This is a genomic window from Nostoc sp. UHCC 0870, from assembly GCF_022063185.1.
GTDB lineage: Bacteria > Cyanobacteriota > Cyanobacteriia > Cyanobacteriales > Nostocaceae > Trichormus.
Map to the genome: position 1 here is coordinate 5,664,174 of NZ_CP091913.1, position 18,313 is coordinate 5,682,486.

General features: G+C 40.5%; 17 protein-coding genes and 1 tRNA gene. 9 read left to right on the plus strand and 9 right to left on the minus strand.

The window, feature by feature from the left end:
• The first annotated feature begins 65 nt into the window (after positions 1–65).
• The 4 genes from L6494_RS24020 to L6494_RS24035 all read left to right on the plus strand — a co-directional run bounded on the left by L6494_RS24020 (position 66) and on the right by L6494_RS24035 (position 5,964).
• Positions 66–1,358 (plus strand): hypothetical protein, encoded by a 1,293-nt coding sequence (locus L6494_RS24020; protein WP_237990236.1) that lies wholly within the window; start codon positions 66–68, stop codon positions 1,356–1,358.
• A gap of 11 nt (positions 1,359–1,369) precedes the next feature.
• A complete protein-coding gene (locus L6494_RS24025; protein ID WP_237990237.1) occupies positions 1,370–2,386 on the plus strand; it encodes an ATP-grasp domain-containing protein in 1,017 nt (338 codons plus the stop codon).
• A 20-nt stretch (positions 2,387–2,406) separates the two neighbouring features.
• Positions 2,407–3,609: an aminotransferase class I/II-fold pyridoxal phosphate-dependent enzyme gene (locus tag L6494_RS24030; protein ID WP_237990238.1), complete on the plus strand. Its 1,203-nt coding sequence runs from the start codon at positions 2,407–2,409 to the stop codon at positions 3,607–3,609.
• A 168-nt stretch (positions 3,610–3,777) separates the two neighbouring features.
• Complete coding sequence (locus L6494_RS24035; protein WP_237990239.1) at positions 3,778–5,964, plus strand: GumC family protein; 2,187 nt, start codon at positions 3,778–3,780, stop codon at positions 5,962–5,964.
• A 47-nt stretch (positions 5,965–6,011) separates the two neighbouring features.
• Here L6494_RS24035 and L6494_RS24040 read toward each other — a convergent pair whose 3' ends face one another.
• From L6494_RS24040 to L6494_RS24065, 6 genes are all read right to left on the minus strand, one after another.
• Positions 6,012–6,236 carry an indolepyruvate ferredoxin oxidoreductase subunit alpha gene (locus tag L6494_RS24040; RefSeq protein ID WP_237990240.1) on the minus strand — a complete coding sequence of 75 codons (225 nt, stop codon included), beginning with the start codon at positions 6,234–6,236 and terminating at the stop codon, positions 6,012–6,014.
• A 214-nt stretch (positions 6,237–6,450) separates the two neighbouring features.
• Positions 6,451–7,662: an ATP phosphoribosyltransferase regulatory subunit gene (locus tag L6494_RS24045; protein ID WP_237990241.1), complete on the minus strand. Its 1,212-nt coding sequence runs from the start codon at positions 7,660–7,662 to the stop codon at positions 6,451–6,453.
• 136 nt (positions 7,663–7,798) lie between these two features.
• Complete coding sequence (locus L6494_RS24050; RefSeq protein ID WP_237990242.1) at positions 7,799–8,743, minus strand: J domain-containing protein; 945 nt, start codon at positions 8,741–8,743, stop codon at positions 7,799–7,801.
• A 127-nt stretch (positions 8,744–8,870) separates the two neighbouring features.
• On the minus strand, positions 8,871–9,683 hold the full coding sequence (locus L6494_RS24055; protein ID WP_237990243.1) for an inositol monophosphatase family protein: 813 nt from the start codon (positions 9,681–9,683) through the stop codon (positions 8,871–8,873).
• A gap of 89 nt (positions 9,684–9,772) precedes the next feature.
• Positions 9,773–10,441 (minus strand): thermonuclease family protein, encoded by a 669-nt coding sequence (locus L6494_RS24060; protein ID WP_237990244.1) that lies wholly within the window; start codon positions 10,439–10,441, stop codon positions 9,773–9,775.
• A complete protein-coding gene (locus L6494_RS24065) occupies positions 10,431–10,799 on the minus strand; it encodes a 2Fe-2S iron-sulfur cluster-binding protein (RefSeq protein ID WP_237990245.1) in 369 nt (122 codons plus the stop codon). The genes L6494_RS24060 and L6494_RS24065 overlap by 11 nt, the downstream gene beginning before the upstream one ends.
• A 104-nt stretch (positions 10,800–10,903) precedes the next feature.
• On the opposite strand from L6494_RS24065, the gene L6494_RS24070 reads away from it, so the two are divergent.
• Positions 10,904–10,990 (plus strand) — tRNA-Ser (locus L6494_RS24070).
• Positions 10,991–11,094: 104 nt separating this feature from the next.
• Here L6494_RS24070 and L6494_RS24075 read toward each other — a convergent pair.
• Positions 11,095–11,904 carry an SDR family oxidoreductase gene (locus L6494_RS24075; protein WP_237990246.1) on the minus strand — a complete coding sequence of 270 codons (810 nt, stop codon included), beginning with the start codon at positions 11,902–11,904 and terminating at the stop codon, positions 11,095–11,097.
• An 891-nt stretch (positions 11,905–12,795) separates the two neighbouring features.
• Between L6494_RS24075 and L6494_RS24080 the strand changes: the two genes are divergently transcribed.
• Positions 12,796–13,737 (plus strand): N-acetylmuramoyl-L-alanine amidase, encoded by a 942-nt coding sequence (locus L6494_RS24080; RefSeq protein WP_237990247.1) that lies wholly within the window; start codon positions 12,796–12,798, stop codon positions 13,735–13,737.
• 73 nt (positions 13,738–13,810) lie between these two features.
• Here L6494_RS24080 and L6494_RS24085 read toward each other — a convergent pair whose 3' ends face one another.
• A complete protein-coding gene (locus L6494_RS24085) occupies positions 13,811–14,395 on the minus strand; it encodes a hypothetical protein (RefSeq protein ID WP_237990248.1) in 585 nt (194 codons plus the stop codon).
• Positions 14,396–14,691: 296 nt separating this feature from the next.
• Here L6494_RS24085 and L6494_RS24090 point away from each other — a divergent pair, with 296 nt between their 5' ends.
• The 3 genes from L6494_RS24090 to L6494_RS24100 all read left to right on the plus strand — a co-directional run bounded on the left by L6494_RS24090 (position 14,692) and on the right by L6494_RS24100 (position 16,677).
• Positions 14,692–15,333, plus strand: coding sequence for a hypothetical protein (locus L6494_RS24090; protein WP_237990249.1), 642 nt, complete (start codon positions 14,692–14,694; stop codon positions 15,331–15,333).
• Positions 15,334–15,473: 140 nt separating this feature from the next.
• Positions 15,474–15,908: a hypothetical protein gene (locus L6494_RS24095; RefSeq protein WP_237990250.1), complete on the plus strand. Its 435-nt coding sequence runs from the start codon at positions 15,474–15,476 to the stop codon at positions 15,906–15,908.
• A gap of 127 nt (positions 15,909–16,035) precedes the next feature.
• A complete protein-coding gene (locus tag L6494_RS24100) occupies positions 16,036–16,677 on the plus strand; it encodes a hypothetical protein (protein ID WP_237990251.1) in 642 nt (213 codons plus the stop codon).
• 27 nt (positions 16,678–16,704) lie between these two features.
• On the opposite strand, the gene L6494_RS24105 is transcribed toward L6494_RS24100, so the two are convergent.
• Positions 16,705–17,679, minus strand: a complete 975-nt coding sequence (locus tag L6494_RS24105; RefSeq protein WP_237990252.1) for a CHAD domain-containing protein — start codon at positions 17,677–17,679, stop codon at positions 16,705–16,707.
• Positions 17,680–18,313 lie beyond the last annotated feature (634 nt).

The following is an 18,313-nucleotide window of genomic DNA, read 5'->3' on the forward strand; positions in this document are numbered from 1 at the left end:
ACGCAAATAATTTCAAAAATTAAAATAGACTTGTATCTGAATAGTTAATTAGTGAGTAAGTATATATGCAACTGAAAACCATTGTCGTAAATAAGTCTATTCCTTCAATCATGGAAATGCCCCTTTCTTGGACAAGACTATTCTATTTAGAAAAAGAATATGGAGATTCTTTTTTTATTCTCGACATCAAAAAATTTGAGCGCAACTATCAAGAGTTCTTACAAGCTTTTCGGGCAATTTATCCCAATACCCATCTTGGTTATTCTTATAAAACGAATTACATTCCCAAGTTATGCCAGAGTGTGAATGCTATGGGAGGGTATGCTGAAGTTGTATCTCAAATGGAGTATGATCTAGCGATCGCAATTGGTGTCCCGCCATCTAGAATTATCTTTAATGGCCCTTTAAAATATTCAGAAGATATTGAAAGAGCAATATTGGCTGGCTCTATCGTCAACTTGGACTGTTCAGAAGAAGTTGACATAGTTACAGCATTAGCACGAAGATTACCTAATCAGCAGATTGCAGTAGGGTTAAGATGTAACTTGGATGTGGGTATAGGTAGGATATCCCGCTTTGGATTTGATGTGGAAGGAGGCGAACTAGATGAAGTTTTTAAGCTATTTAGAGAATTAAATAATTGTTCTGTATTGGGATTGCATTGTCATATTTCTTCACCCACTAGAAGCGTAGAATCTTATCAGTTACGCACTCAGAAGTTAATAGAACTTAGTGATTATTACTTTCAAGATAAACCACCTAAATTTATTGATGTGGGAGGTGGTTTTTTTGGCAAAATGAATGATGATTTGCAGGCGCAATTTGATTGTTATATTCCCAGCTATCAAGAATATGCTGAAGCGATCGCACCCCAATTAACAAGTAGATTTTCTGGTGATTATACTCCAGAGCTAATCATTGAGCCTGGTGTAGCCGTTGTTGCCAATGTACTTAAGTTTGTTGCTAAAGTGGTGGGTATAAAAACAGTACAATCACGCCAGATTGCATTGGTTGTTGGCAGCATCCATAATATTAAACCAACTTTAACAGGCAAGCAATTATCATTGCAAGTTTATAAAAGCCAAGAAAATTGTGATCAGAGAAATATCAGTCCTCCGGTGGATTTAGTAGGATACACTTGCATGGAACATGATTGTTTATATAACAATTATTCAGGTGAAATAGGTATTGGGGATTATGTAGTTTTTGATAATATCGGCGCATATAGTGTAGTGTTTAAACCTCCATTTATTCGCCCCAATCCTCCGATTATTAGCTATGATTCCACCTTGAATGAATATGATCTCATTAGAAGGAGAGAAACCACTCAAGATGTTTTTTCTACCTATGTGATATGAAAGGTAAAAATATGAATATCATGTTAACTTGTGCGGGAAGACGTAACTATCTGGTTCAATTCTTCCAGCAAGCTTTAGAAAATCGTGGATATGTATTTGCTGGTGATGCGAGTTTAGAAGCTCCAGCACTTCAGGAAGCAGATGAAAGTTTTTTATTGCCATCTGTAAATCATCATGACTATTTTGATAAATTACTCTATATCTGTGAACGAAAACAGGTACGTTTGTTAATTCCACTCAATGATTTAGAATTGCCACTGTTAGCTAAACAACGGGATCGCTTTCTCAAAATTGGAATTATTCCAGTAATTTCTGATTCAGAAATCATAGATATTTGTTTTGATAAATGGGCTACTTGCCAATTTTTAAATAATCTTGGCATTGCTACACCAAAAACTTATCTATCTGTTAATCAAGCTAAAAAAGCTATTAAGCTAGGAGAAATAAATTTCCCTTTAGTTGTTAAACCTCGTTGGGGCAGTGCCTCTATAGGTATTGAATATCCAGAAGATGAGGAAGATTTAGAATTAGCATATCGCTTCGTGAAGAAATCCCTGAGTAAATCATTTTTGGCGGAAATTAGCTCTACTGATCCAGAGCAATGTATTCTAATTCAAGAAAAGTTAAATGGACAGGAATATGGGCTAGATATTGTTAATAACTTAGCAGGAGATCACATCACTACTTTTGTCAAATGTAAGTTAGCGATGCGAGCCGGAGAGACAGATCGAGCAGTAACTGTTGAGCATGAAGATATCAGCAGAATCGGTGAAAAAATTGGTCAAAGTCTCCGACATATTGGCAATCTTGACTGTGATGTGATACTCACTGCAAAAAGTGCGTGTGTGTTAGAAATGAACCCCCGTTTTGGCGGTGGTTATCCATTCTCTCAAATAGCGGGGGCAAATCTACCAGCAGCATTAATCGCTTGGGCAAATGGGGAAACGCCTCTTCAGCAATGGCTGAAGGTGGAAACTAATATTATGAGTTCAAAATGCGATCGCCTCATCAAAGTCATGAGCCATTAAATTTCTCAAAATACATACATATGAATAAACAAATTCTCCTATCAACACCACATATAGGACATGAGGAACTAGAATTTGTCAAAGAAGCATTCGCAACTAATTGGATTGCACCTGTTGGCCCTCACGTTGACGCTTTCGAGGCAGAATTTTGTCATGTGACTGGAGCTAGTTATGCGGCGGCTGTCAGTTCTGGAACTGCGGCTTTGCATTTGGCTTTGCGATTATTGGGAGTAGAAGCAGGGGATGAGGTGTTTTGTTCTACTTTAACCTTTGCAGCTACCGCCAACCCCATAGTTTATTTAGGTGCAAAGCCAGTTTTTATTGATAGCGATCGCAATTCTTGGAATATGAATCCAGACTTGTTGCATGAGGCCTTGCAGAATCGCGCACATCAGGGTAAGTTACCGAAAGCTGTAATAGTGGTACATCTATATGGACAAAGCGCAGATATACAGCCAATTCTCCAAGTCTGCAATCAGTATGAAGTTCCCCTGATTGAAGATGCGGCAGAAAGTCTAGGTGCTACCTATAAAGGACGTTCTCCAGGCACATTTGGACGCATCGGGATTTTCTCTTTTAATGGTAATAAAATCATTACCACCTCTGGTGGTGGGATGTTGGTTTCTGAAGACCCAGAATTGGTAGCAAAGGCTAGATTTTTAGCCACCCAAGCACGCGATCGCGCTCCCCACTACCAACACTCAGAAATTGGCTATAACTACCGCCTCAGCAATGTTTTAGCTGGTATTGGTCGCGGTCAATTGCTGGTTCTAAATGAGCGAGTCGCAGCTAGAAGACATAACTTTGAAATCTACGCCTCTGCATTAGGAAAACTACCAGGATTAGAATTTATGCCAGAAGCTGATTATGGACGAGCAACTCGTTGGCTAACTTGCTTGACTATAAATTCTCAGGCTTTTGGTGCAGACCGAGAGCAAGTCCGTCTAGCACTTGCCAAACAGCAAATTGAATCTCGTCCGGTGTGGAAACCTTTACACCTCCAGCCTGTGTTTTCTGAATGTGAATGTTTTGGCGGTGCAGTAGCAGAAGATTTATTTGTACGCGGACTTTGCTTACCTTCTGGATCTAATTTGACTAGCGAAGATTTAGCAAGAGTGATTGATGGAATTACAACAATTCACTACAAGGCTTATGTGAGTTGGAGGACGAAACAACACAGTATCCTTCATCAGACTAGAGTTTTAAATTCAAGCGAAGACTAAGATTTTGATATTTCTAGGTAATTTTTAACTTACATCAGGCGAAATTCACACTCTCTTATTTATGGTGTAGCATTCATTTTACCTCCCTCATCCAAGCCTTAATTGTTATCGCTAGTAAAAGTTCAAATTAAAACAATGAATACCACTACCAAGTAATTGGAAATTATTATGGAAACCCAAGAATATTATTCCTCTTTTGATAGGTATTGGCACATCATAAAGCGACGTGGAGTAATTGCTGTAGCTGTTTTTATCCCTAGTTTTCTACTTTTTTTACTGGCGTTGTATTTTTTAAAAAGACCTACTTATTTAGCAGAAGCAAAACTGAAGTTTCAACGGATAAATACAACTTCAACATTAACCGGTGTAGGCACAGAAATAAGTAAACTAGAACCTTTAGTACAGGATGCTAGAACTAATCCTCTAAATACAGAAGCAGAGGTTATACGTTCCGTGCCATTTGTCAAAAAGACTATCAATCAACTTAACTTAAAGAATTCCCAGGGTCTTCCTTTAAAAACCAAAGATTTTCTCAAAAAACTAGATGTAAGAGACATTAAAGGTACGGATGTCCTAAAAATTTCTTACCAGGATACGAAGCCTGAAGTATCAGCTAAAGTTGTTAATGCTCTAGTGGCAATCTATTTAGAGAAAAATGTATCTTCCTTGAGAAATGAAGCAGCTGCTGCTCGCAAATTTATTGAGAAACAATTGCCAAATGCAGAACTAGTTGTGCAGAAAGCAGAAGCAGAACTAGCGAGTTTTAAGGAGAAGTACAAAGTTGTTAATTTACAAGAAGAAGCAACAAAAGCACTAGAAGTCATTACAGAACTGCAAAATGAAATGAATGCAGCTCAATCTAGAGTTGCTGATACCGAGGCACAGTCTCAATCAATCCGTAAACAACTCGGTATGAACTCTCAACAAGCGGTACTCATGACTTCCCTCAGCCAAACGACCGGAGTCCAAAATATTCTGGCAGAAATTCAACAACTAGAATCACAACTCACTGCAAGACGTAATATTTTGCAAGATAGACATCCACAAATTATTGAATTAGAAGAAAGATTAACTTCCTTAAATAGGCTATTGCAACAACGAGTAGGTCAGGTTGTAGGCACAAATTCATCTCAACTAAATCAGAATCTACAACTAGGGGCATTACAACAACAACTATCCGCTAGACTAGTAGAATTAGAATCAATTCGTCTAGGTGCAGTCAAACAAGTTAGTACCTTATCTAACTTACAAAGTTCCTATAAAGAAAGACTGAATAATCTGCCAAGATTAGAACAAAAACAGCGTCAGTTAGAACGCAAAGTACAAGTTTCTCAAATTACCTATTCTTTGCTATTGCAAAAGCTGCAAGAAAGTCGTATAGCAGAAAATCAAAATGTTAGCAATGCCAGTATTATATCTCTAGCTGAAACTCCTGACGAGCCAATTTCTTCACCCATGATTTCTTACTTAAGTGCTGCTTTATTAGCTTTTATCGCCGCCTTGGCAACCGTGTATATTTTGGAAGCCAAAGATAAATCCATTAAGACTATTGATGAAGCTCGCGCCCTATTTGGTTTAACCTTATTAGGGGTAATTCCTACGGTTAGTAAATTGAGAAAATATGCTGATGAAGATCAGGGTATGGAGTATTATAGCCAAAGAATTATTATGAGGGATTTTCCTCGCTCTGCCATTAGTGAAGCTTACCGGATGTTAAGAGCAAATCTGAGGTTTATGAGTGCTGATAAAGAGTTAAAAGTGATTGTTGTTACTAGCTCTGTACCTCAAGAAGGTAAGTCAACGGTAGCTGCTAACTTAGCTACAGCAATAGCGCAAAAAGAACATAAAGTATTACTCATAGATGCAGATTTACACCGTCCAGTACAACACAAAATTTGGGACATCAACAATAGTCAAGGTCTGAGCAATGTGATTGTTGAGCAGGCAGACACTAGAATAGCGATCAAGCCAGTTATGAATCATTTGGATGTGCTTACTTCGGGAGTAGTACCGCCTAATCCTGCGGCTCTCTTGGATTCCCAACGCATGGCAAGCTTAATCGATACCTTTGCTACTAAATACAATTTTGTAATTATTGATACTCCTGCCTTAAATGTCGCTGCTGATGCTGCTACTTTAGGACAAATGGCTGACGGTATGTTATTGGTAGTTCGTCCAGGGGTAGTAGATTCAGTAAATGCGGCTTTTGCCAAAGAATTTTTAGAAAAATCTGGTCAGAATGTTTTAGGACAGGTAGTTAACGGCGTAATTTCTCACAATGAACGCTACAGCTACTACTTTGCTGAGGAAGATTACCCACAAGAAAGTATTAGTATGCCTAAAGTTAAGGTCTAATCTTGTTTTTGGGTTGATAGCTAGCTGAAGTTGCTAGCTATGACAAATTAAGGAGTTTTTTGTAAATCAGGTCTTTCTTCTGGAACGATCGCACCTGCTACGGGGCATACTTGAATACAGATGCCACAGTCAATACAGGTAGCAAAATCAATCCAGTACCAATCAGTTCCCTTGACATTTTTACCAGGTCCTTCATGAATACAAGCGACTGGACAAGCATCTACGCAATCGGCGACACCTTCACAGACATTGGTAACAATAGTGTGTGGCATTTGATAGATTCCCTTTCTTTTAAATCAGCTTGTTCTAGCCTAGCAGGGGAAAAATAAATTCAAAATTCAAAATTCAAAATTCAAAATTAATTCCAGAAATTAAATATGTGTTATTCAGAGAAAGAGACGTAGGAATGCTATATCTCTTTCTCTCAGCACTCAACACTCAACACTCAACACTCAGCACTCAACACTCAGCACTCAGCACTCAGCACTACCTAACGCTTTCAATTGTTGGCGTTCCGTCGGCTTTAATCCAAGCGATTTGGGCTATATTGCGATCGCCTGCGTATTGTCTAATTGCAGCTGCATCTTTGCCACCTAAATCCATTTCTACCCGGACTAGATGAGTAGAATCACGCAGCTTTTGGGCATAGGCAAAGGCCGCAGCGTGAGCAATTGGTGTTTCGGGAACTACCAGCCAGTTACTAGCCGGGGTTTCTTGCGGTAATTGCTGAGTGGACAATAAAACTTGATACAGGTCTTCAATATTAAGCACAAAGCCAATACCCGGAATATCATCACCTTGGGGGTGATATAGTCCCAAAAGCTTGTCGTAACGGCCACCTCGCCCTAAAACCTGTGCTTGGGATTCGCTACTGCTGACAATTTCAAACACAATGCCGGTGTAGTAGTCTATGGTTTGAATCAGACTGAGGTCGAGAATGATCGGGAATTTACCCTCTGATTCTAATAACTCTACTAGGGATTTGAGATTATTAACCGCCTCTTGTTGCTCGGCATCTAAACCCAGACTGCTGACTTTTTGCAATACATCTGCACTATCACCACGCAAATCTAACATGATTCTGGCGCGATCGCGCAGTTCGTCAGTTAAAGGCAGATTATCTATAGTAATGCGGTCAAGATGAGCGATCGCACTCCGAACTTTAGCACGTAAATTTTCAGGAAAAGCATTTAATAGCGATCGAGTGATTCCGGCTTCGCCTAAAATTAAATGCCAGTTCTGTAAATCTAACGCCGCCAAGCAATTGCTTACCAACAGCAACACCTCAGCGTTGGCTAGCAATCCACCTACACCTAACAACTCCACCCCAGCTTGATAAAACTCTTGCTGACGATTGTGTCTGTTTTCCCAGATGCGGCGAAAGACGTTGGCATTATAGTACAGTCGTTGCGGATAAGTAGTACCCGCCATCCGCGTCGCCACAGCACGAGCAATAGAAGCTGTCAACTCCGGCCGCAATCCTAACTCTTCATCTTCAGCATTTTGCAGTTGAATTACCATCTGGCGTTGAATTGCTTCCCCCGCCATCAGGGTATCCATCCGTTCTAGAGTTGAGGTAATAATCCTATGATATCCCCAACGGTGAAACACCTGCTGTAATCTATCTTCAATCCAGCGTTTTTGAGCCACATCTAGAGGTAATAAATCCCTCGCTCCTGCGGCTGGTTGATACACCATTCATCCTCCGTTATATCGCCCCGTTTTCCAGCAAAAAGGCAGACTGCACATTTCGTTTTCTGTTCCCGCCTATGCAGCCAAGTATATTGGAAAAGGTAATCAAGCTAAAGAGGTGAATTGATTTGTTACCTACCCCCTATTTTTTCTTCCCACTAAATAAACCACCAAACAAACCACCTCCAGATTTATCTGGTTGTTTTTGACCAGAATTAGCCGGTGCATTCCCATGAGAACTACTAGATTGTTGTCCTAAAAATTTATCTAGTTTAGGCTTCCACGCCAACGCTGTTGGATCATTAGGGTCTAATTTTAAAGCATTGTCAAAGTGGATTTTAGCCATTTTTAACTGATTTTGCTTCAAATAGACAAATCCCAAGAGACTATGACAACGACTATTCTTTGGTTGTATCTTGAGTGCATCTTGTAACTCTACCTTGGCGGGAGCAAATTGGTTTTTATCAATCAAGCCTTGAGCGCGACGAAGATATTGTTCAATGGCTGGATCTTCTTTAGGAAGTGGTGGGGGTGCAGTAGCTGTATTTGGCTGGGATGAATTGGCGTTAACTGTAGCTTGAGCAACTGGTGGCGGTGCGGCTAAAGCTTTACCAGCACTCCGCATCAAGTAAACTAAATTCAACTCGCTGATTTGGGAAATAATCGGGATTACCTGCTGCAAACAATCGTATTGAGTTTCAGCAATTTTAGCGATCGCACTTTTATAAACATGATCAATATTAGGAGATGCTGCTAACTGTTTAGCTAAGTCGGTAGTCAGTTCGATTGAAGCTGATTCCTGTATCAACCGCTTACCTATTTGGGACAAAACTATAATGTATTCGGAACGGGTGCGTTCTACAGAGAGTGTTTCATAAGCGGGGTTAACTAACTTCGATAATAATTCAATAGCTAGGTTCTTTTCTCTCTCAGTATGAATCCCACTGCTATCAGGATGCAAAAGACGAGCAATTTTTATATATCGCTTGCGGATTTCTTTAACATCAGCGTCAACTGGGACACACAAAATAGCGTGATGATCAATGAACTCATATTGAAATAATCCACGGTCTATTCTTAAAGACATATAGCAGTTAGCACCAAAGGAGCAGTGAGATTTTTTCTAGTTTAGTTCGCTGACACAGGTAAGCGTCAGTATTCCCCTGTAATTATTATTCCCTTTGGTGAATGATTAGCTATCTATAGTTATGTTTTTATTGCCAAGCTAACAGAGGTGGTACTTGCATTAATGCCCTACTGAGGTTGTCATGAATATAACTATTTGTTGCGAGAATTCTCCCAGAGGCGATTTTGAAAGGTGTGCCATCATAAGCAGTGACTTTACCACCGGCTTCTTGTAACAAAATTATCCCAGCGACAACATCCCAAGGAGATATTCCCCGTTCCCAATAACCATCGACACGGCCACAGGCGACAGAGGCTAAATCTAAAGCTGCTGAACCGCTACGCCTTACCCCTTGGGTAAGATGGGTGAGGTGACAAAATTCGGCATAGTTATTATCCGATGTTTCGCGGCGATCGTAGGCAAATCCTGTCACCAACAAGCTTTTACTCAATTCCGATGTTTCAGAAACACTGATTGGACGACGGTTACGTGTTGCACCCAAACCAGCAGCCGCGCGAAACAGCTCATCGTGAAATGGGTCATAAATCACCCCTACCTGCGGCGCACCATCAATTAACAAACCAATGGAAACACAAAAAGCTGGGTATTGGTGAGCGTAGTTAGTCGTACCATCAAGAGGATCAATCGCCCAGAGATATTGATTATCTTGATTCCCAATTTTCCCCGATTCCTCCGCCAAAATGGAATGCTCAGGAAAATGGCGACGCAAAATTTCTAAAATAACTGCTTCTGAGGCTTTATCAGCAGCAGTCACTAAATCCCCAGGACGACCCTTTTCCGTAATCGCATCTTCTAGCTTACCCAAGTACCCTTGCAAAACCGCACCCGCAGCCAGCGCAGCTTCTGTTGCAATATCGAGAAAAATTTGCAAGTCAGTCAAGTCGCTTCACTCCAATTCAAAATTAAAAATTCAAAGCTCCGCTAACAGCACTCATTACTCATTACTCACTACTCATTACTCACCACTCACTACCGATTAAGACGACGAAACTCAGCCGGAGTCTGACGCATGGGTTTTTCTGGATTCCAGATTCCCTTACCCATGATTCTTGCCCATTGTTGAGCGCGTTCTAAACGTTGATTGTATTTTTGATTAGGCGATCGCTCTACAAACAAAGCATACCCTTGTTTGACCACTTGTTCGTTTAACAACTGGTTATCTTTCCACACGTAAGCTAAATTCCGCCCAATTTTGTCTTTGGCTTCGATATCAAACTCCAGTGTTACGGGTTTTTCTAAATTGCCAACCAACTTTTCTAAAAGTTCCTTAGACTGATCACCCCAGGGAGACTGACGCAAATCTGGCGCATCTACACCAACTAACCGCACCTGGGAAATTAATGTTGGTTGTTCAGCCATCCCTACAACTTCCAAAGTCTGACCACTCACCACCCGCGCCACCCTCACCTGCTTTTGATTATTCTCAGACTGACTCTTGGCTTGACAACTCACCAAGAGCAATAAGCAAGCGAGAATGGCGATTTTTCGTAACCAATTTGTGACGGACTGGGGACTGGGGACTGGTGATTGGGGACTGGGTATGGAACAACAATCATTTTCCCCTGCCCCCCTGCACCCATGCCCCCCTGCACCCCTGCACCCCAGCTTCCTTGTCCCCATATCACTACTAATCTTCATCTAACGGTAAACCCGCTTTAACTCGTCCCTTACCAAAGTATTGCCCAAACTGGAGTTCATAAACTTCATCTTCGTCTTGGGTTTCTACTTCCAAGTCAGAACGAGCATAACTCACGCACAACAAAGCATAACCTTGCCGACGCAATTCTAGGGATAAGCCTACCGCCTCCGGTTGATATATATCCCCCGACACCACCCGCACAGCACAAGTGGTGCAAGCTCCATTACGGCAGGAGAAGGGTAATTCTACCCCTTGGTGTTCGGCGGTGTGGAGGATGTAGCGGTCATCTGGTACTTGCAGGGTGTACTCTTCACCAGTGGCGCGATCGCGTACTTTAATTGTGTATGTGTCGGACATCTTAGATTTGGTTTTGAGACGTTCAGAATCAGGGTTAAAAGAAATTCCTTCTTTATCTTTGCATTTTCTGGGATTGTATATTACTATGGTAAATCGTGACACCTGGAGAGGTGGCCGAGTGGTTGAAGGCGCAGACCTGGAAAGTCTGTTTGGGGGAAACTTCAACGAGGGTTCGAATCCCTCCCTCTCCGTTACATCAGTTTAATATATAGTTTAAACCCGACTTCTAAAAATAGTCGGGTTTAACTTATCATTGCACTATTCGCAATAACCGATTGGCAATACTGACAACTGTTTACTGAGAAAACAGTTTTTCCCAGTCAATTGCAGCTGGTCTACTTCCCTTATTAACTAATTCAAAAACTTGTCCTTCAGTAGAGGGATAAAAAAGAGATTCTACACAAGCGGCTGCGACATCAATTCTACTAGCATCCCCCGCTAGGGTATCACCTTTACCGACGACCACATCTAACTTACCGCCTGTAGTAGCTTTCAACAGAGTATTGAGATCGTAGGAAGTATAAGGGCCATCAATCAACCGTCCTGGACGAATGATTGTGTAAGGTAATCCCGAATTGATAATTGCTTCCTCACCCTTTTGTTTAGCATCCAGCACACCAAAGCCATTGAGAATACTAAAAGGTGGCTGATTTTTACGAAGAATTCCCACAGATGAGACGAAAACAAACCTTTTCAGAGTGCGGGGTGCAACAGACACTAAGTTACTCACACCTACAAAATCAACCTTTTTTGGTGTATTTTTTGCTTTAGCTTCTCTGTAGTCAGCATCCAAAAAAATCTTTCCCCAATCAAAGAGGTTAGGCTTAAAGTCAAACTCCCATCTAGCAGAAGGAAAAGCCGTAGTCCCAGTACAACAAATGATATGAGTGACATTCTCTACTGCTGCGGTGAGTGTGCTTGGTTCGCGGATATCCCCAACCACAATTTCCACCTTGTCATCAAACATCTTTGTCGCTTTTTGTGCGCTCCGTGTCAGGATGCGTACCCTGACATTCTTCTCTAAAAGTTTTCCTACTACCAGTTGTCCCACACCACCAGTTGCACCAGCAACTAATACTAAATCGTTATCTCTCACAAAAGTCATAATCGTCCCACAGATAGCCTACTGTTAATCTACTCAAAATGTGAGTACGCAGTTTGCTACCACAGGGGTAATTCGTAATTCGTAATTCGTAATTCGTAATTTGTAGTTCTCTATCAAGAAATAGTGGGAGGTTGATTTCCTAATCCCCAATCCCCAGTCCCCAATCCCCAATCCCCAATCCCCAGCAACTCAAAAGCCCGGCTGCGATAACCGGGCTTTTGATAATTATGAAGGGGATATATTCCCCAAAGGGTTCAATATAAAGTTTCTGTATAAACCGTTGTACTTGGCTGTACTAATTATTAATACCACTGCGTTTTGAGGCTTTCCGGAAAAGTAGCAAAATTTTTTGAGAAAATCAATCCAGGAATCTACTGACAGTATAAGCGCGTAGACTGGAGAATGAAGGAGAATTTCTAGTTATTTACCGCATTTTTACTGATGAATAATCTATCTGGTAGCTGGCAAGAATGGTTAACGGTATCAACTTATCTAGGGTTGACTGTGTTTGTGATGTGGTGCGTGTTCGCCACGCAGAGGAAGTGAGGTAACAGGTGACAGGTGACAGGGAAGAAGTAGGGGAGGAAAGCTAATGACTATGAATTAATGACTATTGACTAAATACTTAAAGCAACACACACTTATGGAGGCGATCGCTTGCTTATGGAGTAGATTTGTGTTCAAGATGTTGATGCAGATATATTTTGTTAAAATACGAACTTGGTAAATAAAATTTTTCTCAGTAATATGTTATGCAATGTCGCCTTCATAGCGATCACCTACGGTGGGGCGTAGCCCATCGCCTACTGTGGGCGAAACGCCAACGCACACACTCAACATCGCAAATAAACAGCATTGGGAGTATTGGAAAAATCATTTGAGGATTGACACATGAAATATGGCATTGATATCGGGCATAATTCCCCACCAGATACTGGAGCTAGAGGGATAAAGTTTGAAGATACTTTAAATGTAGATGTTGGTAATAGAGTTATATCTAAGTTACAAGCTTTAGGGCATGAAGTTATAACTTGTAATCCCACTCGCTCAAGTTCAGTTAGAGACTCACTTTCACAAAGATGCAACAAAGCTAATGCTGCTAGAGTCGAAGTCTTTGTCTCAATCCATTTTAATGCTTTTAACGGGCAAGCTAACGGGACAGAAGTATTTGCCGCTAGTGATTCAGGTAGAAGAATTGCTCAACCTGTATTAAATGAAATTGTTAAATTAGGATTTTTTAACCGTGGGGTTAAGAATGGTTCTCACTTATTTGTCTTGCGAAATACAAATATGCCGGCAATTCTTGTAGAATGTTGCTTCATAGATTCACAAAAAGATATGAATCTGTTCAATGCTGAAGCAACAGCCAATGCAATTGTTAGAGGGTTGACAGGTAAACTACCTAGTGTTCCCGTAAATTCTGTTCCCGATGAAGAACAGAATATAGATACTAGTGTAATGAGGCTGCAAAAGGCTTTAAATCGGCTCAAGATTACCGATAGAAATGGCAAAGCACTAGTTGAGAATAATCAACTCAACACAGAAACAAAATATGCTGTAGAAAAATTTCAAGGCATTGTTGGTATTGAAAAAACAGGAATCGTAGGCGAAACTACTTGGAGCATCATTAATCAAATTTTAGCCAAACGCATCATCAGACCTAATCACGCTGGTGGCCCAGTAGTTAGATATATACAACATCGAGTAGGTGTAGATGCTGACGGTATTTTCGGACCGCAAACAGAAGCAGCAATTAAGAGATTTCAAAGACAAAATGGGTTACTTGCTGATGGAATAATTGGGCCAGCGAGTTGGCAAAAATTAATTGGTTAGTCCAGTATTTCACAAAGAAGTTGAAAGTCAAAAGGTAAAAATTTTCTTGCTTTTGACTTTTGACTAGCTTTAACTAACCACGATTCCGTTCTAACAGCAGCATCATCAGTAAACTTAATATAACTTGTTGTTCTTCGCGATCGCTAAGTTGATCGACTGGTTTAATGATAAATTTTCGAGACAGAAACGTCGGGATTTTCTCTAACCGCATCACAACTGTACCATCAGCCCGACTGACCAAATACACAGGATTGAACACATAACCAGTGAATAATCCCAAAATCGGGATTTCTGCCAACAGTGCGTCTGCAACCTTCACCCAAGGATTTTGCTCTTGGATATTTAAATGAGTCGCATCACCATCAAAAATATCATAACGAGCTTTCCACAAAGATTTTAAACCACGCCGTTTGACTGCACCAATATAAGTGCCGTTACTGTCGGTGAAGTCATAGCGAGCAGAGAAATCAATAATGCGATCGGCTTTAATATAGTAAAGAGGACGAGTACGCTCTGCATCAGCAAAGATGGTAATCGCTTCCTTGAGTTTGAATAATTTTTGCTTAACGTAGAAAACCAAATTATTTTGGGAATCAGCAACAGATATTTGTGGTGCTAATGCCCAGAGTTTAAAGGTAAGTTCTAGTGGATACTGCATAGTGTGATTGTAAACAACAGAATTTATTGTTTCATTATTAATCCCATTTATCCCATATGTATAACAAACTACCGATTAATTAATGTAAATCTTGCGGGAAAGTAGGATAAACAAGTTCGTAGTAAGGACTTTAGTCCTTATCTTTCTAAGCACGCAAGTGCTTATTACAAACCCTGAGATTTTTTTCCCAAAAATTTGCTAGGGGTTGCATAAACAAACAAAGGTCAACCTATTGAATCAGTGAAGGGGTTGAAACCCAAACTACACATCAACACTGAAACTTGAGGAAAACGACCATGAAATTACGCCACTTAACCAGTTCTTTACTCACCGCAACTGCACTATTAACCAGCACACTTCCCGCTTTTGCAGGGCCTTTTGATGCTCAACCCGCAGGTATTTTTAAGCCTGTTGTCCCCAGTAGAGTTGGGAATACAACTCCTCGCACTCCCGCACCTACCAGTAACCCAGTTGGTAACAGTGAAATTCAAGGCTTAGGCGACCATCAATCTTGGGTTGATCCCAATACCCTAGCGAAAGACCCCCGCGCTTTGTGTAGTGATGTCGGTTTAGGTAACAACACCCGCACCAGCAACAGCAAAATTGCCTTAGCCACTTCTACCAGCACTCGTTCTAGTTCTTCTCGCAGCCATAATAATGGAGGTGGCGGTGGAGTTAGTATCCTTGGAATTGGTGTCAGTGGTAGTGGTAGTAGCCAAGGAAACCAAAGTAACAGTAACTCCAAAGATACCCGCAACAACAGCACAGAAGAACGTAGCAGCAGTTCTGCAACTGTAGTTCAAGGAAAAAATTGCGATGCGTTTGTTAACTCCGCCGCCGCTAGAGATATGAACTACCAAGATAACCTCACCCGCCGCTACGAAATCAAAACTGGTCGTCGTGGACAACAGGTTAACCAATTACTTGAAGATAAATAATAATTAGAGGTGTCAGGGTAATAGTCAATCTGCAATTCCTTCATTCCTCTAAGTCTGAAACAATTAATTTTAAATTTTGAATTCTTACGCCGCCGGGGTTAGTTAGTACCCTGGCAATTGCTTTATGTTTAGGAGAAACTATGAAAACCAGACTAGGAGGGGGAATTATTGCCCTCACTACAACCTTATTGTTGACTATCACACCTTTAGTTAGTGCTGAAACTCCTTCGCGCTCAATTCGTGACTCGCAAATTTTACCCTATCTATTAGATCATCCCCGTGACAACCCGTTGCTGAGAGTACGTTGTGTTCACCAGTTTCGACAAGAACAGGATAGCAAACGCCGTATTATCAGAGATAGTCTCTTAAACTCTAATTCCCAACGGCACGATACTATCACTATTGAAATAGAAGGTAATTGTCGCAATGTCAGGATTCGCGTACAAGATGACTCCAACTATTCTGATTACCCAGTTGACAGTCCTTACTTAGATGATAATCATCCTGATGTTGAAGATAGTTGGTTAACTCGTAAAGGTTCAGGATGGCATTGGCTATTACGACCTCAACGATGATCTTCCCACGTCCAAAAACAGGTTGTGATTTTTCCAGAAACAGACTGCATAAATCCAGAATCACTAACCTATTGATTAAGTGAAGGGGTTAACACCCAAAACACTGAAATCAAAGGAAAAAATGACAATGAAAACCCAAACCTTTTTAAGCCTCGCCTGTTCTCTGTCTCTGTTAGGTGCTTTAACACTACCAGCTACCGCCCAACCCGTTTCCACCGAAGCAACTCAACCCCAGGTAGTCAACTCAGAAATTAGCATTCCCCAAGATACAGCACTCATCGTTTCTTTCCCCGCACCTATCACCGTAGACGTAGGGCAAAAAAAGGACTATCCCCTGACTGTTCCTTTAGCGAGTGCGATTAAAGATGCTCAAGGTAATATCATTGCACCAGAAAATACTCCTGTCAGCATAGTGTTAAAGCCAAGCGATGGCGGTGCAAAAATTGTTGCTCAATCTATAGTGATTAATGGGCGCATTGTTGCTATTAAAGCATCTAGCCAAACCATCCCCGGTACAACTATTACTCACAAGCGAGCTAATGACAAAGCTGTCGAAAATGGCTCTATTTGGGGTAGGATTGGCGGTAGCATCATGGGATTTTCCAGCAATGGCGATCCAGATCAGTTTGACAGAGGTGCAATGTTAGGTAGTGCTGTCGGTTTGATTTCAGGTTTGCGTTCCGCAGAAAATACCCGTGTGGTGCAGATTCCCCAAAGTAGTGTTTATGTATTGTCTCTCGAAACTTCTATCACTTTGTCTGCTCGCTAGAAACTGGCGGTTAATTAACCCCACTCCCTAATTTCCAAGGGGATGCAGGATTGTCAGATGAAAGTTATGTCTATTTTCTGCTTGCAAATATCGTTCCTGTAAAGGTTGCCATTCTTGCCACCACTGGTAACGGTTAGCAGTTAACAAGCTAGTGAATTTAGGTAATTTGGTCTTAATGTCTGACTTGAATACATCCATCAGCCATTCACCCATAACTACACTATCTTGAATGTTGCCCAAAATATCTTGGATGGTTTTTATATCTGCAATATAAGCCGCGTAAGACTCGCCATATAACTCAGTAAATAATTCCATTTGGTAGCGTAAACGCTTGGCTTGTTTTCGTAAATCGTGAATAGCTTCGCCTTTATTTGTTAAAGTTTTTTCTATCTCTTCTGTTGTCCATTTACTGTGGATTTTCACTTCAGAATCTACAGTTTCAGTTCCTACCAAAAACCCAGGATGGAGCAAAAATTGACTCAGTTCAGGTAATAGTAAATCTGGTAGCACCTGTTGAATTGGGAGAGATGCTAAGGGTTTATAAGTTGGTTTCTCTAACCAATCTTGCAAAGATTGTTTTAAAGATTTATAAGATTCATCCTTCAAAGTCGTTAAAGTTTTAGCTACTGCATCTTCACGCTGTTTAGCTAAAGCATGAAAGGCGGTTTGTAGAGATTTTTGTTCTTTGGGAGGTAAGTTTGGTTGATAAATAGTTTCTAAACTTTGCTTTAATACATCCAAGTCGCGTAGATTACCAAGACGACGAGCAATTTTACCGACATTTTTCTCACTAACTGGCTTAGGTAAATTTAATATTATGTCAAATCTACTAATGGCTGTGCGTAGACGACGCATCCCTACTCGCATTTGGTGTAGTGCTTCTGGATCTTCATCTTTCTTAACAGGCTTTTCCCATTTCAATGTTTTATTAACGTGTTTTTCAATAGCCTGATAAGCGTAGTTTCCTAGAGTTTTTACTGTAGATTCTGTAGCTAATTGCATGGTTGATATTAATGACTTAAACAGGTTATTGCATAATAGCATTAGTTAAAATTTCTATCTATCTGCTGATAGTTATCTTTTTATCAGAGTTGAAGCTTTTAGTATTGCTATTAACAGCTAGAAAAACTTAGTCGTTAGAGTCATGAGGATAAGAAACTATTTACCTAGTTGTGAGGTTGCATTTTTGTACTTGTTAAGAGTAAGTGTAATGCAGTTTTGCGAACACCTACGGTGAGGCGCAGCCCATCGCCACAAACAAAATATGACTGTCATGTTGGGGCTGTAATATTTTTTACTCAAAATCACAGTATATTGGCGTAAAATTGATAGCAATCCTGTAGAGATTTAAGATTACTATCGATTAGACCTCTTGCATAAATGCTTAAGGTGTCATGTTGAGTGAAGCAAAACGTCTCATTTTCGGACTTTTGCAAGAGGTCTATTAATTTTTAAGTATTTTGATGTTTGTATATACAACGGAATTACTAAAATAATATTACTTCATAAACGGCAGATATTTAAATGATATGCTTATATAGCTATGACGCTTAAAGATTAATAGGACTAAAGTCCTTACTACAAACAGGGAATCTGGGAAGGGTAAGGAATTAATAACGATATTTGTAATTTAAGA